General features: G+C 62.3%; 22 protein-coding genes. 17 read left to right on the top strand and 5 right to left on the bottom strand.

The window, feature by feature from the left end:
* Window positions 1–116 precede the first annotated feature (116 nt).
* Both BT173_RS03670 and BT173_RS03665 read right to left on the bottom strand, forming a co-directional pair.
* Window positions 117–2,039: a bifunctional diguanylate cyclase/phosphodiesterase gene (locus tag BT173_RS03670; RefSeq protein WP_072427260.1), complete on the bottom strand. Its 1,923-nt coding sequence runs from the start codon at window positions 2,037–2,039 to the stop codon at window positions 117–119.
* A 66-nt stretch (window positions 2,040–2,105) separates the two neighbouring features.
* Entirely contained in the window at window positions 2,106–2,720 is a 615-nt protein-coding gene (locus tag BT173_RS03665; protein ID WP_084658147.1) for a transglutaminase-like cysteine peptidase, read from the bottom strand.
* 331 nt (window positions 2,721–3,051) lie between these two features.
* Between BT173_RS03665 and BT173_RS03660 the strand changes: the two genes are divergently transcribed.
* Window positions 3,052–4,932: a TolC family outer membrane protein gene (locus BT173_RS03660; RefSeq protein WP_072427259.1), complete on the top strand. Its 1,881-nt coding sequence runs from the start codon at window positions 3,052–3,054 to the stop codon at window positions 4,930–4,932.
* Between the two features lie 145 nt (window positions 4,933–5,077).
* Here the strand turns inward: BT173_RS03660 and BT173_RS03655 are convergent, their stop codons facing one another.
* Entirely contained in the window at window positions 5,078–6,526 is a 1,449-nt protein-coding gene (locus tag BT173_RS03655; protein ID WP_072427258.1) for an ATP-binding protein, read from the bottom strand.
* Window positions 6,523–7,245 (bottom strand): osmolarity response regulator transcription factor OmpR, encoded by a 723-nt coding sequence (gene ompR / locus BT173_RS03650; protein ID WP_072427257.1) that lies wholly within the window; start codon window positions 7,243–7,245, stop codon window positions 6,523–6,525. Before ompR ends, BT173_RS03655 begins: the two co-directional genes overlap by 4 nt.
* A 266-nt stretch (window positions 7,246–7,511) precedes the next feature.
* On the opposite strand from ompR, the gene BT173_RS03645 reads away from it, so the two are divergent.
* Window positions 7,512–8,078, top strand: coding sequence for an EF-hand domain-containing protein (locus BT173_RS03645; protein WP_072427256.1), 567 nt, complete (start codon window positions 7,512–7,514; stop codon window positions 8,076–8,078).
* Between the two features lie 256 nt (window positions 8,079–8,334).
* Window positions 8,335–8,862, top strand: coding sequence for a periplasmic heavy metal sensor (locus BT173_RS03640; RefSeq protein WP_175545545.1), 528 nt, complete (start codon window positions 8,335–8,337; stop codon window positions 8,860–8,862).
* Window positions 8,863–8,982: 120 nt separating this feature from the next.
* Here the strand turns inward: BT173_RS03640 and BT173_RS03635 are convergent, their stop codons facing one another.
* Entirely contained in the window at window positions 8,983–9,453 is a 471-nt protein-coding gene (locus BT173_RS03635; RefSeq protein WP_072427254.1) for an outer membrane lipoprotein, read from the bottom strand.
* A 184-nt stretch (window positions 9,454–9,637) separates the two neighbouring features.
* Between BT173_RS03635 and surE the strand changes: the two genes are divergently transcribed.
* The 14 genes from surE (at window position 9,638) to BT173_RS03565 (ending at window position 25,309) form a co-directional block, all read left to right on the top strand.
* Window positions 9,638–10,381, top strand: coding sequence for a 5'/3'-nucleotidase SurE (gene surE / locus BT173_RS03630; protein WP_072427253.1), 744 nt, complete (start codon window positions 9,638–9,640; stop codon window positions 10,379–10,381).
* A gap of 23 nt (window positions 10,382–10,404) precedes the next feature.
* Window positions 10,405–11,034, top strand: coding sequence for a protein-L-isoaspartate(D-aspartate) O-methyltransferase (locus tag BT173_RS03625; RefSeq protein ID WP_072427252.1), 630 nt, complete (start codon window positions 10,405–10,407; stop codon window positions 11,032–11,034).
* Window positions 11,035–11,142: 108 nt separating this feature from the next.
* Window positions 11,143–12,144 (top strand): peptidoglycan DD-metalloendopeptidase family protein, encoded by a 1,002-nt coding sequence (locus BT173_RS03620; protein WP_245794121.1) that lies wholly within the window; start codon window positions 11,143–11,145, stop codon window positions 12,142–12,144.
* 2 nt (window positions 12,145–12,146) lie between these two features.
* Window positions 12,147–13,121: an RNA polymerase sigma factor RpoS gene (gene rpoS / locus BT173_RS03615; RefSeq protein ID WP_072427250.1), complete on the top strand. Its 975-nt coding sequence runs from the start codon at window positions 12,147–12,149 to the stop codon at window positions 13,119–13,121.
* A 138-nt stretch (window positions 13,122–13,259) separates the two neighbouring features.
* On the top strand, window positions 13,260–14,636 hold the full coding sequence (gene cysS / locus BT173_RS03610) for a cysteine--tRNA ligase (protein WP_072427249.1): 1,377 nt from the start codon (window positions 13,260–13,262) through the stop codon (window positions 14,634–14,636).
* Window positions 14,637–14,706: 70 nt separating this feature from the next.
* Entirely contained in the window at window positions 14,707–15,372 is a 666-nt protein-coding gene (gene cmk, locus BT173_RS03605; RefSeq protein ID WP_072427248.1) for a (d)CMP kinase, read from the top strand.
* Between the two features lie 123 nt (window positions 15,373–15,495).
* Window positions 15,496–17,196 (top strand): 30S ribosomal protein S1, encoded by a 1,701-nt coding sequence (gene rpsA, locus BT173_RS03600; RefSeq protein WP_072427247.1) that lies wholly within the window; start codon window positions 15,496–15,498, stop codon window positions 17,194–17,196.
* Between the two features lie 24 nt (window positions 17,197–17,220).
* Window positions 17,221–17,505 (top strand): integration host factor subunit beta, encoded by a 285-nt coding sequence (locus BT173_RS03595; RefSeq protein ID WP_072427246.1) that lies wholly within the window; start codon window positions 17,221–17,223, stop codon window positions 17,503–17,505.
* Between the two features lie 162 nt (window positions 17,506–17,667).
* A complete protein-coding gene (locus tag BT173_RS03590) occupies window positions 17,668–17,973 on the top strand; it encodes a LapA family protein (protein ID WP_072427245.1) in 306 nt (101 codons plus the stop codon).
* A 17-nt stretch (window positions 17,974–17,990) separates the two neighbouring features.
* A complete protein-coding gene (gene lapB, locus BT173_RS03585) occupies window positions 17,991–19,154 on the top strand; it encodes a lipopolysaccharide assembly protein LapB (RefSeq protein WP_072427244.1) in 1,164 nt (387 codons plus the stop codon).
* Between the two features lie 74 nt (window positions 19,155–19,228).
* Window positions 19,229–19,921, top strand: a complete 693-nt coding sequence (pyrF, locus tag BT173_RS03580) for an orotidine-5'-phosphate decarboxylase (protein WP_072427243.1) — start codon at window positions 19,229–19,231, stop codon at window positions 19,919–19,921.
* A 96-nt stretch (window positions 19,922–20,017) separates the two neighbouring features.
* Window positions 20,018–21,331, top strand: a complete 1,314-nt coding sequence (locus tag BT173_RS03575; RefSeq protein ID WP_072427242.1) for a UDP-glucose dehydrogenase family protein — start codon at window positions 20,018–20,020, stop codon at window positions 21,329–21,331.
* Between the two features lie 49 nt (window positions 21,332–21,380).
* Window positions 21,381–22,319, top strand: a complete 939-nt coding sequence (rfaE1, locus tag BT173_RS03570) for a D-glycero-beta-D-manno-heptose-7-phosphate kinase (RefSeq protein ID WP_072427241.1) — start codon at window positions 21,381–21,383, stop codon at window positions 22,317–22,319.
* Between the two features lie 431 nt (window positions 22,320–22,750).
* Window positions 22,751–25,309, top strand: coding sequence for a DUF1631 family protein (locus BT173_RS03565; RefSeq protein ID WP_072427240.1), 2,559 nt, complete (start codon window positions 22,751–22,753; stop codon window positions 25,307–25,309).
* Window positions 25,310–25,311 lie beyond the last annotated feature (2 nt).

Here is a 25,311-nt window from a genome sequence, read left to right as displayed (position 1 = left end):
CCGGGGTTCAGTGGCCTAAGGGGTTGATGTGACAGTGCTTGTTTGGCTGTCTCCCCAGTTTTTCCCAATAAAAAGCCCCGCTTCCGCGGGGCTTTTTATTGCCTGGGTGGCTCGCGTCAGCCCTGGAATTGCTCGGTGGCCAGCGGGCCAGTCATGCCGTCCACGCCCAGCGCATGCAGGGTCGTCCATTCCTCCGCCTGGTGGACGGCCTCGGCAATCACCTGCAGGCCAGCGCCGGCGGCCACACCGACAATCGCCTTCACCAGCTGCTGGTTGCCACTGTGAGTGTGGATGTCGCGCACGAAGCTGCCATCCACCTTCAGGTAGTCTAGGCGCAGATCGTACAGCGCCGGGATGCGGCCGAACTGGCGGCCGAAGTGCTCGATGCCGACCTTGACGCCAAAGCGGTGCGCGAGCGCGCAGAGCCGGCTCAGCCGCTCGTAATCACCATGCAGACCGTATTCATTCACCTCCAGCCAGAGCTGGGCTGCGGCATCGGCATGCTGGCTGAGCAGCGCTTGCAGCTGGGTGAGGAAGCCCGCATCGGCAATCGAGGCCGAGGACAGATTGACCGCCATCGGCTTGGGCTGCTTGGCGATCTGCCGGCAGGCGAGGGCGACCGCCACCAGGTCGAGTTGGGGCAATAGGCCCAAACGTGCCGCCATGGGCATGAACTGGCCAGCTGTCTGCAGTGTGCCATCACGCCCACGCAGGCGCAGCACGGCTTCCTGATGTAAGAGTTCGCCGCTGCGCTGCAGTACCGGGAAGCAGGCGAGCTCGAAACGCTGCGCCGCCAGTGCCTGCTCCAAGGTCTGGCGCCACTCTGCCACGGTGCTCGCATCGTCGTCGGCATCGCTATCGAGCACCACCGCATTGCTGCCCTGATTTTCCGCCTGGGCCAGTGCCTGGTCGGCCGCGCTGAGCAGATTGCGTTCCTGACTGCCGCGCTGATAGAAGCCGACGCCGATATGGGCGAGATTGTTGTGCTCGGCAAAGCCCTCCAGGGTCAGGCTTTCCAGCGCCAGCAGACATTGCTTGGCCAGCGCCTCGGCGCGTGCACGACCCAGGCTGGGCGCCAGCAGCGCGAAGTCGGCACCATTCAGGCGCGCTAGCAGGCGCTCGCCATCTTCCTCGGCAATGCCGCTCAGGGCTTGGGCGACCCGGCGCAGATAGTCATCGGTGCCCAGACGGCCCAGGCTGCGGTTGACCCCGTTCAGATCGTGCAGGCGGATCAGCAATAGCGCACCACGTGGGGCAGCCATTTCATCGACCATGGCCTGGCGTAGCCGTCCCATGAAGTTGTCACGGTTGGGCAGGCCAGTCAGCGCATCGCGGTTGGCGTGGGTACGCAGCTCATCGATGCGCGCAGCCTGCTCGTTGAACATGGCTTTCACCCGGTCGACCATGGCATTCATGGTGCGCACCACTAGGCGCAGCTCGCTCACATTCGGTTCGCGTATGGTGACGAAATGCCGCTCGCCAATCGCCGCCGCCTGGGCTACCAGCTCGCTTAGCGGCCGGCGCACCCAGCGGATCAGCGCGGTGACGGCGATGCCGGACAAGAGGCCGGTCAACGCGATCACGGCCAGGAAGGTCAGCGCACCATGCCAGAGCGAATGGTAAGCAAAGCGCTCGTGGGCAATCACCGTGACGCGCCCGGCCTGCTTCCAGCCATCCGACACCATGCCAGTGCCAGCCTGCACATGCAGCGGTACCAGGCGGGTAAACCAGGCTGGCACCTCGTCAGCCTGTTCATGGCTGCGCCGCTCGGTTACCAGCTTGCCGTTCACATCCTCGAAGCGCACCAGGCGGAAGTGGCCGGAATCGAATAGCGCGCTGACCATCAGCTCCACCGTGGCGGCATCCTTGCTCTGCTGCGACATCGACAGCGCCAGCGAGGCGGCATTGTCGCTGCTCTGGGTTAGCAGCTGCTGCTCCAGATACTGGCGCGCTGTGCTCAGATTGACCACGAAACCACCTACAAAGGCCATCAGGGTGGAAATCACCACCACCAGCCATAACTGCCTGAGTAAAGACATAACCCTCTCCTGATACCGGATACCTCGGGTGCCGGCGCACCCCGCCCTGGGGCGGATAATTCCCCGCTAGAAGCTGAAGCCCTCGCCACGCATGCGTGCGACCAGATCCTTCCAGCGCGATAAACGATCGGACGAGGCATTGGGTTGGCTGCCGCCCGGCACCCAGATGCCATCGCTATTGAAACTGAATACCGGTAATAAATCGGGCCGCCGCGAAGCAGGGCGTATATCGCCAATCAGATTATCCAGTACCAGGGGTTCGGCATCGGGCTGGCTGTAATAGGCGAGCACCATATGCGCCTGGCTGACCGTGCTGCTCGGGCCGCCAATTTTGGCTTTCACATAAGTCAGTCGCAGCTTGGCCGGATTGATATCCAGCATTTGCAGGGTGAAATACTTGGCAATGGTGAAATCTTCGCAATCGCCCGCACCACGGCCCAGGGTCTCCAGTGGTGTGGCCCAGTAATCGGTCTGTTGCCAGATCACGCTATCGTCTTCGAAGCGAATCTGGCGATTGAAGAAATCATTGACCCGCTTGAGTTTCTCCGCCTCGGGCAAGGTAGCCGAAATGCCTTGTAAGTCGCGCCAGGCTTGGAACTTTTGCACAGCGCCCGTACCCCAGCGCTGGTTCAGGCTACGCAGCAGGCGGTCGAAATCGGGGGCTGAATATGCCAAAGACATAATCAGCAGGCAGGCCAATATGCTGGGCCATTTCGCCAAGCATTTATTCCAACTGCTTGTTATTGCTTTAAAAAATTCGCAATGGCGCACAAGCACGCTAGGGTGAAGACCCCGCCCGATGATTTGTTTATCCACAAGCTAAATTAGCAGTGGCTTAATTGGAAGTCTTTGATTGCAATGTGTTTTTATTCAAATGGCCGGTTATAATTCGCGCCATTCCCAATTAGCCTGCGCAGCGCGGTGTTTTTACCCCAATACGCTGTGCACTAATTCACACCGCGACCGTAACCGAGAATAGCGGTCGGCTTCAACAGCATGGAGATTGGTTTTGATGAAAGCAATGTTTGGCTGGTTGCCCCTGACGGTGATGGCCCTGAGTCTGCAACAGGCTTATGCCGCACCGCAAACCCTGAAAGAGGCCGTCGAGCAAGCCATTCTGCAGAATCCGGAAGTACGTTATCGCTATCACAATCTGCAGGCCAGCACCGAGGAGCAGGACGCCGCCAAGGGCGCCTACCTACCGCGCGTGGACCTGAGTGCTGAGGCCAATCGTACTCGTACCGATACGCCGAGCGCGGCCTCGCGCTCCTATCAGAACCCCAGCGCAACCATCCAGCTGCGCCAGACCCTGTTCGATGGCTTCGCCACCCGCAATGAGGCGCGCCGCCTCGGCCATGTGAAGCAGGCGCGCTACTACGAGCTACTGGCCGCCAGCGATGAAGTGGGCCTTGAAGCTGCGCGCGCCTATGTCGACGTGCTGCGCTATCGGCGTATGGTTGAACTGGCGCGGCAGAATTATGCGGTGCACCAGGAAATCCACGCTTTGCTCAGCCAGAAGGTGGCGGCCGGCGTCGGTCGTCGCGTCGACCTTGAGCAGGCGGCGGGTCGCCTTGCGCTGGCTGAGTCGAACTGGCTGACCGAAGAGAGCAATCTGCATGATGTGTCCACCCGTTACCAGCGCGTAATCGGCGAGCGCCCAGCTGCCCAGCTGGGTGAGCTGCCCAAGCTGGATGCGGCCTTGCCGGCAGGCGACACCCTGCTGCAGGACAGCATCCGCCGCAACCCCACTTTCCTGGCCGCTGTCTCCGGCATACGCGCCGGCCGTGCCGATGCCGATGTACGCCGTGCCGGCTACTGGCCGACGCTGGAGTTCAAAGCCAGCCAGAGCCTGGAACGTAATCGCGATGGCGCCAAGGGCGAGTACCGTGATGGCGTGGTGGGTCTGGTACTCAACTACAACCTGTTCCGCGGCGGTAGCGACCGCGCCCGGGTGCGCCAGTACAGCCAGCAGCTGAACGCGGCCTATGATCTGCGCGACAAGGCCTGCCGCGATGTGCGCCAGACCGCGCTGATCGCCGTCAACGACGTGCGCCGCATCCGCGAGCAGATCAAGCTACTGAGCCAGCATGAGCTGTCCACCGCCAAGGCGCGCGATGCCTACCGCCAGCAGTTCGATATCGGCCAGCGCTCGCTGCTCGACCTGCTGGACACCGAGAACGAACTGTTTGAGGCGCGCCGCTCGCTGGCTTCCGCCGAGTTTGACCAGGAACTGGCTAAGCTGCGCACGCTGGCCAGCGGCCACCGTCTGTTGTCGGCGCTGGAACTGCAAGCCATGCAGAACGGCGTCGAGGAAGAAGACGGCGGTGTGGCCGAGGATGATGGTCTGCTGACCTGCAATACCGATCTGCCACCCACCCCGGTGCTGGACAAACCGGCCTTGCCCGCGCTGCCACCCGTGCTCGTGCCGCCCAAGCCACAAGCGCCTGCAGCTGCGCCGGCCCCGGTGGTCATTCCGCCCGCGGCTAAAAAGCTGGAAACCCTGACCGTGAGTGCTGCTGCCTGCTTCGACTTTGGTAAGTCCGAGCTGAAGAAGGATGGGCGCAAGATCTTCGACGAGATTGCCGCCAAGCTGATCGCCCGCAACTACGATCCGGCCAAGACCCTGATCGTGGTGGAAGGTCACTCGGATCGCATCGGCAAGCCGGCGAAAGTGCAGCAGATTTCCGAGGCCCGTGCCGAGAATATCCGCGAGCGCTTGATCGAGCGGGGCCTGCCGGCCAGCATGATCAGCGCCAAGGGCATGGGCATGAGCGAGCCGGTGACCAAGCCGCAAGACTGCAAACCGGTGGCCAAGAACCGCAACAAGCTGGTTGAGTGCTATGCGCCCGACCGCCGCGTGGAGGTGGAGATTTACGCGACGGTGGAAAATTGAACTCACCGCACGACCTTAGAACAACCGCCCTGCTAGGGCGGTTTTTTATTGCAGCTGGCGGGCTTAGATCGCCTGCATCCTCTAAGCAGGCGCCAGCGTCTTTACGCCCCGCCCAGCGGCTAGCGCATGATTCGCGGCACGGCGATCAGACCTGTGCCGATGGCAAGTACAGGCTGGCCAGCAGGCCGCCGCCCGGCGCATTGCGCAGTATCAGCTCCCCGCCATGGCGATGTGCGACCCGTTCGGCAATGGCCAGACCCAGGCCACAATGGCCGTGACCGCGCCGGGCCGGATCAAGCCGATGGAAGGGACGCGGTGCGGTTTGGAGCTCGGCCTCGCTCATGCCGTGGCCGTAGTCGCGCACCTGCAGGCAAACGCGCTCGGCCTCGGCCCGTGCGCTCAGTACAATCGGCGCGCTGCCGTGGCTAAGCGCATTGTCGATCAGATTGCTGAGCGCACGCAGTACGGCCAGCTTGTCGATCTTGGCGTACAGGCCGGCCGGTGCATTGAGGCTCAGGCTACAGACCGGCGCATAGCGCTCGGCTACCTCGGCCAGCAGGCTGGCCAGCTCAACGCGTTCGATCGGGCCGGCTTCGGCCTGGCCGCGCACATAGGCGAGGAACTGCTCGGTAATCCGCTCGATATCGTCGAGATCGCGCTCATACGGCGCGGTATCAGTGCCGTCCAGTAGTGCCAAGCGCATGCGCAAGCGGGTCAGCGGCGTACGCAGATCGTGTGAAACGCCGGCCAATAGCGTGCGTCGCTCGTCCTCCAGCGCACTCAGATTGTCGCTCATCTGATTGAAGCCACTGGCCAGCTGGGCCAGCTCGTACGGGCCTTGTGTGGGCAAGTTGGCAACGCGTTCGCCACGCCCCAGCGCGGCCTGGGCCAGACTGAGCCGGCGCAGCGGGCGATATAGCGGCCAGAGCAGCGCCAATGTGCCGAGCAGGCCGATGCCGGCGCTGACCAGCACCAGGGCGGCGGCCATCCACGGGTCGCGTGCCGGCTGCGGTAGGAATTCGCCTGGGCCGGGCGGGGGCAGAGGACGCGGTGGTGGGCCTGCTGCATCGCTCGGGCGCGCAGGTGGTCTTTCCGCGAAGTCGGCCTGGGGTGGTCGGCCCTCCAGCACTCCACCGAGCGGCGGCATGCCCGCGCCAAATGGCGTCTGGCGCAGCCACAGCCAGCGACCGCCTATCAATACCCTGACCCACAGCGCACCCTGGGGCGGTGGCGTACGACCGATCTGGATGTCCTGGCCGAGACGCTCGCGCAGCGCCGCGGCCAGCTTCTGGCTCTGCGGCCCTAGGCCCAGGGGCTGCAGCTCAGCGGGTGCTTCCGCGCGCAGCTGGGCGTCGTGCTCGCCGTGGCCGTGCAGATAGGCCTCGCGCTCGGCCTCGGTCAGTACACGCCAGATGCCGCGCTGGGTCTCCACCTCGGTGGCGATGCGTTGCGCCCATTGCTGTACCGGGCCATCGCGAAAGGCCCAGCTAAACAGCGCGAAAGCCGCGGCATGGCTGAGCACCAGGGTCAGGATCAGCACCAGGGCCGTGCGCCCGAACAGGCTGCCAAACAGGCGTTGCAGCGCGCCGCTCATCGTGCCTTGCCATCCGGCACGAATACATAGCCAAAGCCCCACACGGTCTGGATCAGGCTGGGCTGGCCGGGGTTGGGTTCGATCAATTTGCGCAGGCGGGAAATCTGCACATCCATGCTGCGTTCGAAGGCTTCGGCCTCGCGCCCGCGCGATAGCTCGATCAGCCGCTCGCGGCTCAGTGGGCGGTTGGGGTAACGCACCAGCACTGCCAGCAAGCTGAATTCGCCACTGGTCAAAGGCAGGGTCTGGCCGGCGCGCTGCAGGCGGCGGGTCGCCAGGTCGAGCTGGCAGTCGCCGAACACCACCACCCCGCCATCCGGGTCGGGTGCGCCGGCTGGGCCGCGCAGCTTGCGCCGCCGCAGAATGGCCTGGATGCGCGCCAGCAGCTCGCGCGGATTGAAGGGCTTGCCCAGGTAGTCGTCGGCACCCATCTCGAGGCCGATGATGCGGTCGATCTCGTCGCCACGTGCGGTCAGCATCAGGATGGGCAGGTCCTCATCAGCCAGCTTCAGACGCTGGCACACCTGCAGCCCCGACTCGCCCGGCAGCATCAGGTCGAGGATCAGCAGATCAGGGCGCTGGCGCGCCAGGCGGCGATCAAGCTGGCTGGCATCGCTGAGCGTGGCGACCTGGTGACCGTGTTTTTCCAGATATTGCTTGAGCAGGCTGCGCAAGTCGGGGTCGTCGTCGACCAGGAGCAAATCGTATTGGTTCGTCATGCGGGTCAGTTTACCGAGCGCTGTTGCTGCGAGATGGCCGGTCTGTAAGCAGATATTGCGGGCAGACCCTTACGGCAATATTCGCTTACAAATGCCGATTCGCCAGTGACAAAGCACTTACCGCGGCCGGCTAGTTTGGCCAGCGTGCGCGTCGTGCGCACGTTACCAAAGGAGCCCCCATCATGCTTTCCGGTATTTCATCGGCTGTCAGCTACGGCTACAGCCCCCAGGTCCGATCGGGCGGGCAACGCCCCGATCCCGCTGCCATGCAGCAAAAGCTGTTTGAGAAGATAGACGGCGATGGTGACGGCAGTGTCACGTCAGCCGAGTTCACCAGCTTCAGCCAGAATGCGCCCGCCTTGCCCGAAGGTGTGACCGCGCCAAGTTTCAGCGACTTCGATGCCGATAGCGATGGCGCGCTGAGCCTGAGCGAGTTTGCCGAGGGCAGCAAGGTCTTGGAAGCGCAGCTGCACAGCCAGTTCGACAGCCTGCGTGCGGCGGGTGGCATGCCACCACCGCCGCCCGAGGGTGACAGTGAGCAACTCGATCTAAGCAAGACCGAGCTGAGCAGCCTAGCCAGCGCCTTGGCCGACAGTGATAGCACGGTATCGGGCAAGCTGACCGCCTTGGCAGAGAACTTCGAAGCGGCCGATAGCAATCAGGATGGCAAGGTCAGCATCCAGGAGTTGCTGGTTTACCAAGCCGAACAGGACGGCGCGACGGACGCCGCAGCAAGCCAGGGTAGCCTGCTGCAGGACAGGCTGCAGGCACTGGTAGTGGCCTTGCTCGGCGAAGGGCAGGGTGGGCAAGGCAGCTTGAGCGTGAGCGCCTAGTCAGCACAAAACAAGATGCGGTCGCCACCGGGGGCAATCAGCGGCATGGTCCAAAACCATGCCGCTTTTTCATGGCCGTGCGCAAATGTAAAAAAGCGTCACGCCGGCGCCCAACGCTTACACACCCTTACATCCGTCGCCTGGCCTGCAATCGCTGGTTTACCGCTTGGGCCTAGATTGACAGCCATACGCCGCACCCCGCGGCGCTTTGCCCGCCGGTACTTGCTAAGCCGGCATGCTGACAGGAGAAATGAAGATGAATCGACTAAGCCGTTTCGCTGCTGTGGGCTTGATCGCGCTAATGGTTGGCGCGCAGGCCGCCGATACCCCGCCCGAGCCGCCCATGCACGGTAAGCACCCGCATCGTGCCGATGGTGCGCTGGGGCATGGCCCCTTGCAGATGCTGAATCGCCACAAGGCGGAGCTCAAGCTCAGCGCGGCGCAGGAGAAGCAGTGGTTGGCCGCCGAGGCCGCCAGCCAAGCGGCCAGCCAGGCGCGCCGCGACGCGCATGCCAAGCTGCGCGAGAGCCTGGCCGCCGAGCGCGAGAAGGAGGTGCTGGACTTGGCCAAGATCGATCAGCTGATCGAGCAGCAGCGTGAGCAGGCCCAGGCTCAGCAACGTGCGGCACACGAGCAATGGTTGGCTGTGTACGCGAGCCTGAGCCAGGAACAGAAGCGCCTGGCCAGCCAGCATATCAAGCAGGGCATGGCGCGCATGGACAAGCGCATGGCACGCAAGCACCGTCACCACGACGGCCCGCCGCCGGGTGCACCCATGCACTGAGGCATCCATTGCCTTGAAGCTGAACGTCTGGTGCCCCATCCGATCTGCTCGCAGCGAGGGCGGAGCCAGGTAAATAGAAAAGGGCCGCTAAGCGGCCCTTTTCTACATCGCGGCTGGAATTTAGCGCGGTACCACGCGGCTCACCCGGCCCTGGGTAATCACGCGCACCTTCTGGCCCGGGCTCAGCGCCACGTCGGCCTCCTGCACAATGGAGATCACTTCGCCGCTATCCATCTGCAGCACGATCTCGAGGCCTTCCTTGCTATTGGCCTCCTTGCCGATGGCATTGCCGGCCGCTCCACCGACCGCCGCACCGATTGTGCCGCTGATGATGGCGCCGCTGCCCTTGCCGATATTGCTGCCGGCCGCCACGCCGCCAATGATGGCGCCCATGATCTTGCCCAGCTCGCTATCAGCCTGGATCTTCACCGGACGTATCGACTCGACCACACCGGTGCGCACGCGCGATTCATTCATCGCCTGGTTGGGGTTGTAGACATTGGCCGAGCGGTCGGAAGCGCAGCCGGCCAACAGTACTAGCAGACCAAGGCCTGTGGCCGCGAGCAAGTGGGATGTGCGTGATGGCGTCATGGCTTTTCCTCGAATCAATGATTGTTATGAACGACAACTAGACCAATTATCCGCCCAGCCGTTCCCAAAACCAATGCGCCGACGCCAGCTTTCCGCCAGCGAGCTGGCAACGGTAGAATGCTGGCAGACCAAGCGGCGAGCCAGCCGCGATAAGCGGGCAGCCTGCCTGTGACTAGGGAGCGGCATGAAATTCCTGTTGAGCAATGACGACGGCTACTTCGCCCCCGGGCTGGCTGCTCTGGCGGCTGCGCTGCAAACCCAGGGGCAGATCGAGGTGGTGGCGCCCGAGCGCGACCGTAGCGGTGCCTCGAATTCCCTGACCCTGGATAGGCCTCTCAGCCTTAAACGTGCGCCCAGCGGCTTTCATTATGTGAATGGCACCCCGACCGACTGCGTGCATCTGGCGGTGACCGGCATGCTGGCAACGCCGCCCGACTGGGTGTTCTCCGGCATTAATCACGGCGCCAATATGGGCGACGATACGATTTATTCCGGCACGGTGGCCGCTGCCACCGAAGCCTATCTGCTCGGCATTCCGGCTGTCGCGATCTCGCTGGTCAAGCGCAGTGGCGGTCATTTCGATACCGCGGCCCAGGTGGCGCTCGATCTGGTCGAGCGCCTGCGCCGCGAACCGATCCGCGGTGCCGTGCTGCTGAATGTGAACGTGCCCGACTTGCCCTATGCCGAGCTCAAGGGTTGGCGCGTGACCCGGCTGGGGCGGCGCCATAAGGCGGAGCCGGTGATCAAGGCGCAGAATCCGCGCGGCGAAAGCATCTACTGGGTAGGCCCGGTGGGCGAGGCGCAGGATGCGGCCGAGGACACCGACTTCTGGGCGGTGGCCAATGGCTATGTGTCAGTCACGCCCCTGCAGATCGACCTGACGGCCTTCAAACAACTCGACTTCCTTTCTTCCTGGTTGCAAGCGTGAAACACGACTTTTCCGGCATTGGCATGACATCGGCCCGTACCCGTGGCCGCCTGGTGGAACGCTTGCGCCAGCAGGGCATACGTAACGAGGAAGTATTGGCCGTCATGGGTAATACGCCGCGACATATCTTTGTCGACGAGGCCTTGTCGCATCGCGCCTACGACGATGTGTCGCTGCCCATCGGTCTTGGCCAGACGATTTCCCAACCCTATATCGTCGCGCGCATGGTGGAGTTGGCCATCGGCGGCGCGCGGCGCGACAAGATTCTCGAGGTGGGCACCGGTTGCGGCTACCAGACCGTGGTGCTCGCCCAGCTGTTCAAGACGGTCTATTCGGTGGAGCGTATTGCCCAGCTACTTGAGCGTGCACGCACCCGCCTGCGCGATTTGCGCATTAGCAATGCGCGCTTAAAGCATGGCGACGGCTTTATCGGAATTACTGAAGCAGCACCTTTTGACGCGATTGTGATGGCCGCCGCACCGACCTATGTGCCGGATGCGCTACTGGCCCAGCTGGCCGTCGGCGGACGCATGGTTTTCCCCATTGGAACGGTCGATCAGGAGCTTCGAATAATCGAACGTACTGAAGATGGCTTTACCGATACCAAGCTGGAAAAAGTCCGTTTTGTGCCGATGTTGCCTGGACTTGCCTAGCTTCAATAAAACTGTCATTGTGGGTCCGTACCTTGTTGTACCACTCGCTACAGACGATGCCATATACAAGGGAGTAACGAGTTGAATGTTTGTCGCACCGCCGGTCTTTTGTCCGCCCTGTTGTTAGCTGCCTGCGCCACAAAGCCGGTTAGTCCCGTCCCAGTTGTTGATCGCAGCACGCCGCAAGGCGCAGCGGCCGGCAAGCCCATTGCCAACAATGGCGCGCGTGCCCCGCAAGCGGGCGATGGGAAGACCTGGGTCGTCAAACCGGGCGACACCCTGTACAGCATCGCGTTGGAAAATGGCCTTGATTACAAGGAAATCGCCGCCTGGAACCAATTGGCCGATGTGAACCTGATCAAGGTCGACCAGGTATTACGCCTGACCGAGCCCGCTGAGGCCGTTGCCGCTACGACATCTGCACCCGCCAGTGGCGTGGTGATCAAGCCGCTCAAGTCCGATGTCGACCTGCCTGCACCAGGCGTCGCCGGCGTCGTGCCCAGCAAGCCCGCCACTGCGCCGGGAACTGTTGCTACCGTCAACTATCCGAAATCGCTCAAGCTGTCGTATAGCAGCGACGCTGCCACCGTGGCACGCCAGGCTGAAGGCCCGGTGCAGACCGCCGCGCTGGCCAAGCCGCTGGATGCCGGCAAGCCAACCGAGGCCAAGCCTCTGGAAATCAAGCCGCAGGAGCCCAAGCCTCAGGACAGCAAGCCGGTGGAAAAGCCCGCTGCGGGCGGTGAGGAAGATATCGCCTGGAGTTGGCCAACCGCCGGTAAAGTGATCACCCCGTTCTCCGAGACCGCCAAGGGCTTGGATATCGGTGGCAAACTGGGTCAGCCTGTGCTGGCCGCCGGCTCTGGCCGGGTCGTCTATGCAGGCAGCGGCCTGCGTGGTTACGGCAAACTCGTCATCATCAAACACAACAAAACCTATCTGTCGGCGTACGCGCACAACAATCAGCTGTTGGTGAAAGAAGGGGATAACGTGAAAAAGGGAGACAAGATTGCCGAAATGGGAAACAGCGATGCAGAGCAGGTCAAACTGCACTTCGAGATCCGGCGCTTTGGGAAGCCGGTTGATCCATCGAAATACCTGACAGCGGGCTGATCATGAACCACGCCATCGATACCGTAGACGACGAGCTGCTCGACGAAGACCTCCTGGATGATGCTGAAGAGGAGGATGAGGCCGAAGATGAAGCTGAAGTAGAGGGTGTGCAGGCGGATGAAAAAGAACGTTATGTCGTTGAATCGACGGGCGATGTCACCCAGATCTATCTGAACGACATCGGCCAGAATGCCTTGCTGACCCCGGATGAGGAACGCCGCTTGGCGCGCTTGGTGGTCGAGGGTGATTTTGCGGCTCGGCAGAAGATGATCGAGCACAATCTGCGCTTGGTGGTGAATATCGCCAAGCATTACATCAATCGCGGCATGGCCCTGCTCGACCTGATCGAGGAAGGCAATATCGGCCTCATGCATGCGCTGGAAAAGTTTGATCCCGAGCGTGGCTTCCGCTTCTCCACCTATGCCACCTGGTGGATACGCCAGAGCATCGAGCGCGCGATCATGAATCAGTCGCGCACCATCCGGCTGCCTGTGCATGTGATCAAGGAATTGAACGTCTATCTGCGCGCTCAGCGTCATCTGGAAGCGCAGATGGGACGCGAGCCGACTCTGGAAGAGGTTGCTTATCAGGTCGACAAGCCGGTGGAGGATGTGCGCCGCGTGCTCAGCCTGAACGAGCGCATGGCCTCGCTGGATGCGCCGCTTGATATCGATCCGATGCTGTCGATTGGCGAATCGATTCCGGATGAGCAGCAGGAAGGGCCGGAAATGATTCTGCAGAACGCCGAGGTGCAGCGCTATGTGCGCGACTGGCTCAAGCAGCTGAACGATAAGCAGCGCATGGTGATCGAGCGCCGCTATGGGCTCAATGGCTACGATATCTGTACGTTGGAGGATCTGGCGGCGCACTTGCAACTGACTCGCGAGCGCGTACGGCAGATCCAGATCGAGGCGCTGGAGAGTCTGCGGCGACTCCTGCGCCGCCAGGGTGTATCGCGCGATGTCTTGTTAGGCTAGTGCGACCAGGGCAGTCAGAAACAGGCCGGAGATTCCGGCCTGTTTCTTTTTGCGCCGCCAGCCCTACTGCCGGGCTTGACGGCTTTGTTAGAATCACTTTTTTGGCCTAGTCGGCCACGAACTCCCCAAGAGGACAGCATGCTAACCGTCTACAACACCCTGGCCCGCGAAAAGCAGGTCTTCACACCCATCGAACCCGGCCGGGTGCGCATGTATGTGTGCGGCATGACGGTGTATGACCTGTGCCATATCGGTCACGCGCGCATGCTGACCGCCTTCGATGTCATTGTGCGCTGGCTGCACGCCTCCGGTTACGAGGTCAACTATGTGCGCAATATCACCGATATCGACGACAAGATCATCAAGCGCTCGCTGGAAGCCGGCATCACGCCAGAGGCGTTGACCGAGCGAACGATTGCCGAGATGCACGAGGATCTGGCCAAGCTGCTGCTTCTGCCGCCTACCCATGAACCACGCGCTACCCAGCACGTGCACGGCATGATCCATATCGTGGAAGGTCTGATTGCCAAGGGGCGCGCCTATCCGGCTGCCAATGGCGATGTCTATTACGCAGTGCGCGAGTTCCCTGGCTACGGCAAGTTGTCGGGCAAATCGATTGACGATCTGCGCGCCGGCGAGCGTGTGGATGTCGATCCGCATAAGCGTGATCCGCTCGATTTCGTGCTATGGAAGGCGGCCAAGCCTGGCGAGCCGCAATGGGATTCTCCCTGGGGTAAGGGCCGTCCGGGGTGGCATATCGAGTGCTCGGCCATGTCCGAGCATCATCTGGGCACGCATTTCGATATTCACGGCGGCGGTGAGGACCTGCAGTTTCCGCACCATGAGAACGAGATCGCCCAGAGCGAGGGCTGCCACGATCACACCTATGTGAACTACTGGCTGCATAACGGCTTTGTGCGCTTGCAGGGTGAGAAGATGTCCAAGTCGCTGGGCAATTTCTTCACCATCCGCGATGTGCTCAAGCACTTCGATGGCGAGGTGGTGCGCTTCTTCCTGGTGCGCGCCCATTACCGCAGTCCGGTCAATTACTCGGACGAGCTGATGCGCGATGCCAAGGCTGGGCTCGATCGCCTGTATACCGCGCTCAAGCTATGCCCACCGACCGCGCGCGCGCCGATCGACTGGCATAGCGATTACGCCCAGCGCTTCAAGGCCGCCATGGATGACGATTTTGCGACCTCAGACGCGGTGGCCGTGCTGTTCGAGCTGGCGGCCGAGGTCAATCGCAGCGGCTCGGCCGAATTGGCCGCGCAACTGAAGGGCCTGGCCGGCATCCTCGGCCTGCTGCAGCGTGATCCGGAAGCCTATCTGCAAGGCGGCCCGACGGCAGAGGGGGAAATCTCGGCTGAGCAGGTCGAAGCGCTGATCCTGGCGCGCGCCGAAGCACGCAAGGCAAAGAACTTTGCCGAGTCGGACCGGATTCGCGATGAGTTGCTGAAAAACGGCATCGTGCTGGAAGACAGCGCACAAGGCAGTAGCTGGCGGCGGCAGTAAACGTCCCTTACGGCGCTGGCTGTGCTTGAGTCAGCGCCGCATTCACACCTTTTTTCATTGATGAGTCTGTATGTCTGCTATTCCCGTCATCGCCATTGATGGCCCCTCCGCCTCGGGCAAGGGTACGGTTGCCGCGCGCGTGGCAGCCAGCCTGGCCTGGCACTATCTTGATTCCGGCGCGCTCTACCGATTGACCGCCCTGGCCGCCCTGCAGCGTGGCTTGGCGCTGGACGACGAGCCCGCGCTGGCGGCTTTGGCCGCTAAGCTGGATGTGGCTTTTCTCGAGGGCATGATTCTGCTCGACGGTGAGGATGCGACCGAAACCATCCGTGCCGAAGCGATAGGCGAGGGCGCTTCGCGCGTCGCCGTCCTGCCCACTGTTCGCACGGCCTTGCTGCAACGCCAGCGTGATTTCGCCCATGCGCCGGGTCTGGTGGCCGACGGACGCGACATGGGTTCGGTGGTGTTTCCCCATGCTCCGCTGAAGATTTTCCTGACCGCCAGTGCCGAGGAGCGTGCGAATCGCCGCTATAAGCAGTTGATTGCAAAAGGGGAAAAGATTACACTCTCGCAGATTTTGCAGGATATCGAGCAACGCGATGCGCGCGACCGCGCCCGTAGCGTCGCTCCACTCCAGCAACTGCCTGATGCCTTGCTGCTTGATACGACCCGTTTAAGCATCGAGCAGTCAGTGCAATTCGTGCTTGATCATTGGCGGGCTGTGTCCGCCGCCTGATCGGGCAAACCGTGTTGCTGATGCCAGATTGGCGGCACGGCGGTGCCAGTCCTTGCGCAAGGCGGGTTTGGCTTTTTTAACTTGACCCCACAGGCAGTACACGTGGGCTATCTGGATAATCAAATGACTACCGAAGTTTCTTCCATGGAAAGTTTTGCCGCCCTCTTCGAGGAAAGCCTGGCGCGTCAGGAAATGCGCGCTGGTGAAGTGATCACTGCAGAAGTGGTTGCTGTCGAAGACAAGGTGGTGATCGTCAACGCCGGCCTGAAGTCCGAGTCGCTGATCGACATCAATGAATTCAAGAACGACCAAGGCGTGATCGACGTTAAGGTTGGCGACTTCGTGCAAGTGGCCATCGAAAACGTGGAAAACGGCTTTGGCGAGACCAAGCTGTCGCGCGACAAGGCTAAGCGCCTCGCTGCCTGGATCGACCTGGAAGAAGCTCTGGAACAGGGCATCATCAAGACCGGTCTGATCTCCGGCAAGGTCAAGGGCGGTCTGACCGTCATGATCAACGGCATCCGCGCCTTCCTGCCGGGTTCGCTGGTCGACATCCGCCCGATCAAGGACACCACCCCGTTCGAAGGCAAGGACATCGAGTTCAAGGTGATCAAGCTCGATCGCAAGCGTAACAACGTGGTTGTTTCGCGTCGCGCCGTGCTGGAAGAAACCATGGGCGAAGAGCGCGAGAAGCTGCTGTCCACCCTGTCCGAAGGCGCTACCGTCAAGGGTATCGTCAAGAACATCACCGACTACGGCGCCTTCGTGGACCTGGGCGGTATCGATGGTCTGCTGCACATCACCGACCTGGCATGGCGTCGCGTGAAGCACCCGTCGGAAGTGCTGACCGTTGGCGACGAAGTGACCGCCAAGGTGCTGAAGTTCGACCAAGAGAAGAACCGCGTTTCCCTGGGCCTCAAGCAGCTCGGCGAAGATCCGTGGGTGGGCCTGGGTCGTCGTTACCCGCAGAACACCCGCCTGTTCGGCAAGGTCACTAACATCACCGACTACGGCGCCTTCGTTGAAATCGAACAAGGCATCGAAGGTCTGGTCCACGTGTCCGAAATGGACTGGACCAACAAGAACATCCACCCGACCAAGGTCGTCCAGCTGGGCGATGAAGTCGAAGTGATGATCCTGGAAATCGACGAAGATCGTCGTCGTATCTCGCTGGGCATGAAGCAGTGCATGTCCAATCCGTGGGACGATTTCCAAGCCACCTACAAGAAGGGTGACAAGATCAAGGGCGCCATCAAGTCGATCACCGACTTCGGCGTGTTCATCGGTCTGCCTGGCGGCATCGATGGCCTGGTCCACCTGTCCGACCTGTCCTGGAACCTGACTGGCGAAGAAGCCGTTCGCAACTACAAGAAGGGCGACGAAGTGGAAGCCCTGGTGTTGTCGATCGACGTCGAGCGCGAGCGCATCTCCATGGGCATCAAGCAAATGGAAGGTGATCCTTTCAACAACTTCGTGTCGACCTTCGACAAGGGTGCCGTGGTCAAGGGCGTCGTCAAGTCGCTGGATGCCAAGGGTGCCGTTGTTGCCCTGAGCGAAGAAGTCGAAGGCTACCTGCGCGCTACCGAAGTGTCCCGCGACCGCGTGGAAAACATCGCTTCGGTGCTGAAGGAAGGCGACGAAGTCGAAGCCATGATCATCAACGTTGATCGCAAGAACCGCTCGATCAACCTGTCGATCAAGGCCAAGGATTCGGTGGAAGAATCCAGCGCCATGAACAAGCTGGCCAGCGAAGCCACTGGCAACGCCGGTACGACCAGCCTGGGCGCACTGCTGAAGGCGAAGCTCTCGGGCAACCAAGAGTAAGTCGTGATGCCTTCCGGTAGCCCCATGACCAAGTCCGAGTTGATCGCCAAGCTCGCGGAGCGGTACCCGCAGCTCGTGGCGAAGGACGCCGAGTTGGCCGTGAAGACGATCCTGGATGCAATGGCAGTCAGTCTTGCCAGTGGCCAGCGTATCGAGATTCGGGGTTTCGGCAGCTTCGACCTGAACTACCGCCCGCCACGGGTGGGGCGCAATCCGAAGTCCGGGACGAAAGTCGCGGTGCCGGAGAAATATGTGCCGCACTTCAAGGCAGGCAAAGAGCTGAGGGAGCGCGTGGACGGTCAGGAGTAATCCTGCCGGCCCCGTGGCCCTGGTATCAAGAGAACGCGGCATCGCAAGATGCCGCGTTTTTCTTTTGCTGGGCGCGTGCCTGGCGGCAGCCGTGCAGTTTGCCGCCAGCCCTGCGCTGGCCTCGGTTAAAATGGCGGCCTTGCCCGCTTCTGGAGTTGCGCAGTGCGCTATCTTTCCTGGCTACTCAGGCTGTTTCTCTTTCTGTTGCTGTTTGCCTTTGCCTTGAATAACACCGCCCTGGTTGCCGTACAGGGCCTGCTGGGCAGCGAGCTGAAATTGCCGCTGATCGTATTGATCCTGCTGTGTTTTGCCTTGGGTGTGGCTGCCGGTGTGCTGGTCATGCTCTTGACGCAGCGCCGGCTGCAGCGGGAACTGGCCGCGGCAGAGTTGCGCCTCAAGCAGCTGCAGGCCAAGCCGGCTGCCCCGAATGAAGTCGAGCCGGCCGCGCCGCTCGACGCCGTACTTTGATCAAATAGGAACACAACGTGGAATTTGAAGCCTGGTGGCTGATCCTGTTTCCGCTCTGCTTTGGGCTGGGTTGGTTGGCGGCGCGTGTCGATATCCGCCATCTGCTGGCCAACTCCAAGCTGCTGCCGCGCCAGTATTTTGAGGGGCTGAACCACCTGCTCGGCGAGCGCACCGATAAGGCGGTCGAGGTCTTTGTCGATCTGGCCCGCAACCATAGTGAGACGATAGAGCTGCAGTTCGCACTCGGGCATCTCTTCCGCAAGAAGGGTGAGATCGAACGCGCGATCCGTATGCATCAGAAGCTGCTGGCCCGCCCAGAGCTCAAGCAGCATGAGAAGCACTCAGCCCAGTACGAGTTGGCGTTGGACTTCATGAAGGCCGGTCTGTTCGACCGCGCCGAGGAGCTGTTTGGCCAGCTCGATGACACCGACTTTGCCCGTGCCGCACGCCGCCATCTGCTCGATATCTATCAGCAGGAGAAGGAGTGGAAGAAGGCGATTGAAACCGCGCAGCAACTACGCGATACCAGCCATACCTATCAGCATGAGATTGCCGAGTTCTACTGCGAGCTGGCCACAGCGGCGATGACCCGCTCGCAGCCGCAGGAAGCGCGTCAGTATCTGCAGCAGGCGCTGGCTGAGCACCGCAAATGTGTGCGCGCCAATCTGCTGCTCGGTGAGCTGGCCGCCAATGAGGGCCAGTTCGCCGCCGCTATCGAGGCCTGGCTGAAGATCGAATCGCAGGATCATCGCTTCCTGCCTTTCGCCGCGCGCAAGCTGCTGGATGCCTATGACAAGCTCGGCAAGGCTGAGGAGGGCACGGCCCTGCTCAAGGGCTTTCTCAGTAGTTATCCCGAACTCGATATGCTCGATGTGCTGGTCGAGCGCATTGCGGCGACCGAGTCGGATGCGGCGGCCTATGACTGGCTGCGCGAGGAACTGCGCCGTAATCCGACCATGGCGGGCCTGCTCAAGCTGCAGGATGCGCAGACCAAGAGCGCGCCGGCCGAGCGTCGTGCCGAGCTGGAGACCATCCAGCGCCTGACACAGGAGGCTACCCGTGGCGCGAGCATGTATCACTGCGCGTCCTGCGGCTTCAAGGCGCGTCAGTACTTCTGGCGCTGCCCGGCCTGCAATGACTGGGAAAGTTTCCTACCGGCCCGCGGCCAGACCAAGGCCTGAGTCACTTCACCTCCATCGCCGCAAGGGCTGCGAGTACGCGCCTCGGCAAACCCACACACGAAGAAAGTACTGCCATGGCGCATGACCCGAAAATTCTGGTGGCCCTCGATTTCCAGGATGCTGCTGCTGCCCTGGCCTTTGCCGAGCGCGTCAGCCCCAGCCAATGCCGGCTCAAGGTTGGCAAGGAGCTGTTCACCGTTGCCGGCCCGCAGCTGGTGGAACAACTGGTGGCGCGCGGCTTCGATGTCTTCCTCGATCTGAAATTCCATGACATTCCGAATACCGTGGCGCAGGCCGTCAAGGCGGCGGCGCGGCTCGGGGTGTGGATGGTCAACGTGCACGCCTCGGGCGGACGCAAGATGATGGAGGCCGCCCGTGATGCGCTGCAGGATGAGCCGCGCAAGCCGTTGCTGATTGCGGTGACCGTGCTGACCAGCATGGATGGCGCGCAGCTGGCCGAACTTGGTCTGCCCGAGCCGGCGGTACAGGTGCCGCTGCTGGCGCGCCTGGCACTGGATTGCGGCATGGATGGCGTGGTCTGTTCGGCCCAGGAAGCCGTCGTGCTGAAAAAGCTCTGCGGGGCGGATTTCAAGCTGGTCACCCCCGGCATTCGCCCGGCCGGTGTCGATGCCGGCGATCAGAGCCGCATCATGACGCCGGAAGCCGCCATGGCAGCCGGTGCTGACTATCTGGTGATTGGCCGCCCGATCACCCAGAGCGCCGACCCACTCGCCACTCTGCAAGCGATCAACGCCAGCCTGGCCTGACCACCGCTCTTCCGTCGGTCCTGCGCGCCAGCGCTGTCATCTGCCTGCAAGCCTGCCGCTCTAGCCTCGTGGATATTCATCCACGAGGAGTAGCGCATGAAGCTCACCATTATCGGTACCGGCTATGTTGGCCTGGTCAGTGGCGCCTGCCTGGCGGAAGTGGGCAATGATGTGTTCTGCCTGGATCTGGATGCGGACAAGGTCGCGGCCCTGCAAGCTGGGCGAATCCCGCTCTATGAGCCAGGCCTGACCGAGCTGGTGCAGCGCAATCTGGCTGCCGGGCGCTTGCGCTTCTCCACCGATGTGGCGGCAGCCGTCGCCTTCGGCACCCTGCAGATTATCGCGGTGGGCACGCCGGCCAGCGCCTCGGGTGAGGCCGATGTCAGCCAGGTCTGGCAGGCCGCACGGGCGATTGGTCAGCATATGACCGACTACAAGGTGGTGATCGGCAAGTCCACCGTGCCGGTCGGTACCGCGGATCAGGTCAAGGCGCTGATCGCAGCCGAGCTTGCCCAGCGCGCGGTGGTCGTGCCTTACGCGGTGGTGTCGAATCCCGAATTCTTGAAGGAAGGTGCGGCGGTCGAGGACTTCATGCGCCCGGATCGCATCATCCTCGGTAGCGAGGATGAGCGTGCCACGCTCTTGCTGCGCTCGCTGTATCAGCCGTTTCAGCGTAATCGCGAGCGGCTGTTGCTGATGGATGTGCGCTCGGCCGAGCTGACCAAGTATGCGGCGAATGCCATGTTGGCCACGCGTATTTCGTTCATGAACGAGCTGGCCAATCTGGCCGAGGTGCTCGGCGCCGATATCGAGCAGGTGCGCCACGGCATGGGCTCGGACCCGCGCATCGGTTACGACTTCCTGTATGCGGGGCTAGGCTACGGCGGCTCCTGCTTCCCCAAGGATGTGCGTGCGCTGCGCCATACCGCCGCCCAGCATGAGGTACCGCTGCGCTTGCTGGGTGCGGTCGAGCAGGTGAATCGTCAGCAGCGTCTGCGCTTGGTCGCTAAGCTGGCCACTCTCTGGGGGGGAGACTGGCAGGGCAAGCGCTTGGCGCTGTGGGGCTTGGCCTTCAAGCCGAATACCGATGACATGCGCGAAGCGCCAAGTCTCGCTATCATCGAGGCCGTATTGGCCAGGGGCGCCAGCGTGCTGGCCTATGACCCGGTGGCCATGCCGGCGACCCGCGCGCTATTGGGTGAACAAATCGGCTATGCCGATAGTCCCATGGCCGCCCTGCATGAAGCCGACGCGCTGCTGATCGCCACCGAATGGAAGGAGTTCCGCAGCCCCGACTTCGAGCAGATGCGTGCGCTGCTACGTGCGCCGCTGATAATGGACGGGCGCAATCTGTACGAACCGAAGCGCATGCGTGAGCTGGGCTTCGTTTACCACGGCATAGGCCGTTAGTTTCCACCTCATTTCTGCCCGTGCCGCTGCGCGGGCTGGCAAGGCAAGCATGAAATACGACGATATCCGCCGCCAGTTGGCCCAATCCCGCGTCCTGATCGTGGGTGATGTGATGCTGGATCGCTACTGGTTTGGCGATGTGGAGCGCATCTCGCCCGAGGCGCCGGTGCCGGTGGCCAAGATCAGCCGTGTGGAAGAGCGCGCCGGCGGTGCGGCCAATGTGGCGCGCAATATCGCCGCGATTGGCGGCCAGGCCACGCTGCTGTCGGTGGTGGGCGACGATGAGGCGGGCACGGCGCTGCAAAAGCTGCTCGAGCAGCATCAGGTGGTGACCAGCCTGCACCGCGACGCGAGCATTACCACCACGGTCAAACTGCGCGTGGTCGCGCGCCAGCAGCAGTTGATCCGCCTGGATTTTGAATACAGCCCCAGCCATGAAGTGCTGGCCGCCAAGCTGGACGATTACCGCGCTGCCTTGGCTGCCCATGACGTGGTGATCCTGTCCGATTATGGCAAGGGCGGGCTTACCCATGTGACGGCCATGATCGAGGCGGCGCGCCAGGCCGGAAAGCCGGTACTGGTTGATCCGAAAGGCGATGATTACCGCCGCTATGCAGGCGCGACGCTGCTGACGCCCAACCGTGCCGAGCTACGTGAAGTGACTGGTCGCTGGTCCGATGAAGCTGAACTGGAGCGCAAGGCCCAGCAACTGCGCGTGGAGCTGGGTTTGGCAGCCTTGCTGGTCACCCGCTCCGAAGAAGGCATGAGCTTGTTCGAAGCGAGCGGCGTCAGCCATGAGCCTACGCTGGCTAAGGAAGTGTTCGATGTGTCGGGGGCGGGCGATACGGTGATCGCCACCCTGGCCGCCATGCTGGCCGCGGGTCTGAGTCTGCCGCAGGCCATGCACTGGTCGAACCGCGCGGCCGGTATTGTGGTGGGCAAGCTGGGCACGGCGGTGGCGACCGCTGAGGAATTATTTGCCGATTAATGGCTGCACCAGCCGATCGAATAATGCCCGCGCCATGCGGGCATTATTCATTTACACCCTTGATAATGCTGTTGGAATATTTGCCGCGCAGGGCGCCAATCGATACAGCACATTCATACTGAATAATATGTCTACATAATCGACTGCCATACGCCATTTGGGGGATGCGAGCGCCGTAGCAGCCCAACTAGAATGCGCCTGCCTTGTTGATCTGCCTGCAGCCTGCTGCGGGTAATAGCTTGAATCGAATTGGGCCTCTTGCCCGTCAGGTGTCATTAGTTGTTCGGTTGGCAGTGCGTTTTATCACTTCAAATCTGCTTTTTCCCGCCGTTCTAGGCAGCGCAGTTTTTCTCTACCGCTTATTATTCGATATGTAACAGACCGGCACCCAACCTGGGTGCCGGCCTTTAATTTGCCTGCAAGGTGTGGCGATGGATCGCAATGATTTATTAACCGCAACCCGTGTCGAATTCCTGCGTGCGTTTGCCAAGTCCTTTTCCGAACTGCTGCCCCAGAGCATAGACCGCCTGTTTGCGCGCGCCGACCAGGCGCGCTCCTCGCGTGAGCAACGCAGCCTGCTCGATGCACGCGCGGTGTTGCAGACGCGTGGCGAAGAGGTGCTGCGCGTGGCCAATCAGTCCATGGAGCAGCTGCTCAATCGCAGCTTCCGCACCGCTTACAGCACTTTCCGTCCGCAGTTCCAGGCCACCAGCGGCGGATTGGCCAGCCTCAGCCTGGTCGATACCTCTTCCTTCGAAGGCGAGCTCAAGGTGGACGACATCACCTTGCGCTACCGCAATGCGGCCGATGAGCAGCTGCGTGACCTGAATATCCGCATGGCCATCCTGTTCGAGCAGGACGATATCAAGGAGCGCGAAAACCCGTTCCGGCCCTATCTGTTCTCGCGCTGCGTGATCAATAGCGTGGAGGCGCTGGCACTGAGCCAGGAGCTGGCCGATGCGCTGATTGGCCAGTTCCGCGACGACCTGACCGAGCATGTGGTGGCGATCTACACGCGGCTGAATGCCTTGCTGGCTGACCATGGCATTGCCGCCCAGCTGCGCCTGCAGGCAGTGCGTAATCCCAATTACACGCACAGCCAGGTGCCACAGGAAGGGCTGAGCGCGGAAATCCGTGCCGATGACGAGGCTTATCTGCAACAAGTGGGTTTTGGCCGGCCGGCCGAGCCGGCACGCGCCAGTCCCGCCATGCCCAGGGGAGGCAGCGCGCCGGCCGCGGCGATGCCGAATGGCATGCCGGATCGTGCCGAGCAGCTGCTGAGCTGGGTGCGCCAGAGCAGCAGTGGCGGCGGATTCGCGCCCATGCCATCCTCCGACGGCGGTTGGGCGGATGGCGGCGGGCTGGACGATGGCTGGTCGGCCGAGGCGGCGCTTGCCGCGCCGACCACAGCCAAGCCGGGCGGTGGCGTGCAGGGACGGCGTGGTTGGCTATCGGGCATGCAGGCCGTGGGCAGCAGCCTGCGCGAGTTCTTCTCCCCAGCCAGCCCGGCGCGCCCGACGCCTGCCAATAGCCCCTTGGCGAGCGCCGTGCAGGGGTTGCAGCAGAACAGCCCGGCGGCTAGCGAGCTACAGGCGGCCGACGGCAGCTTGCGCAATCTGATTCTGGAAATGCGCCCAGGGCTCGGGGGCATGGTCAGCGATGTCAGCGAAGAGATGACCATCGACATCGTGGCTATGCTGTTCGAATTCATCCTGCGCGATAACCAGGTACCGGCCGAAGTACGTGCCCAGCTCGGGCGCTTGCAGTTCCTGGTGCTCAAGGTGGCGCTGCAGGACCCGACCCTGCTGACCCAGCGTCACCATCCGGCCCGCATGCTGGTCAACCGCATTGGTTCGATCTCGCTGGGCCTGCAGCAGGCAGGTGCGCATAGCGAGCGGGTGATCAAGGAAATTCAGCAGATCATTGAGCGCCTGCTGGCCGAGGAAAGCCCGCAGCTGTTTGCCACCATGCTGGATGAGTTCGACGCCTTTATCGCACGCGAGCTGCGTGCGGCCGACGAGCAGGTTGAACGCGCGGTGCGGGTGCTGGAAAGCGCCGAAAGCCATACCCTGCGTTTTGCCCGCACCAGCGCGGGCCTGGGCGATGCGCTGGCTGGCCTGACGCTCGACCCCTATCTGCACGACTTCCTGCTCAATGGCTGGGCGCAGGCCATAGAGCGTGCCGATAGGCAGGACAGCGCAGCGGCCACGCGCTACCGCCAGATGGTGCCCGACCTGATCTGGAGCATTGCACCCAAGAGCAGCAAGGAGGAACGCAGCCAGCTGCTGGCACAGATTCCGCTGCTGCTGGGCAGCTTGCGCCAGGGTCTGGCCCTGACCGGCTGGTCGGCCGAGCAGCAGCAGGAATTGCTGGCCTGGCTGATTGATGCGCACACCCATGCCTTGCGTACGAGTGCGCAGAGCTTCGCCGTGCCCAGTCTGGCCGATATGCGTGCACGCTTTCAGTCTTTTGTCGGCGGGCAGGATAGCGAGCCGATATCGATGCCCAAGCGCCCGGCATTGGATAGACGCATGCTGGACGAGGCGATCAATGAGATCGAGGCTGAGCTGAACCTGATAGAGCGGGTCCTGGCGACTGAGGACAGCCCGGCCATCGAGGAACCGGCCCTGTTTGTCGAGGATGAGGTGGAGGGCGCGTCGCTCGAGTACGCGGCGGCCGCATCCGGCGATGTGCTGGATCGTTTGCGCAGCGGCGTCGCGATCGAGATCAATCTGAATGGCAAACCCAGCCGTGCCCATCTGAACTGGATCAGCCCAACTGCCTCCAGCCTGGTGCTCAGCATCGATGGCGATGACAAGCCGTCCGCGCTCAGCGTGCGCCTATTCCTGCGCCTGCTAGAAAATGGCCGCGCTCACTTTCTGGAGGCGGCGCCCTTGTTCGAGCGTGCGGTGCAGTCGCTATTGCAGTCGGCAGACCGCATGGACAGGCTGGACCCACATGCAGCAGCCCGTCTGGGTGCCAGTGCCTGATG

The sequence above is a fragment of the Chitinimonas taiwanensis DSM 18899 genome (assembly GCF_900119825.1).
Taxonomy (GTDB): domain Bacteria; phylum Pseudomonadota; class Gammaproteobacteria; order Burkholderiales; family Chitinimonadaceae; genus Chitinimonas; species Chitinimonas taiwanensis.
This window is presented reverse-complemented; position numbering and strand designations above follow the sequence as displayed.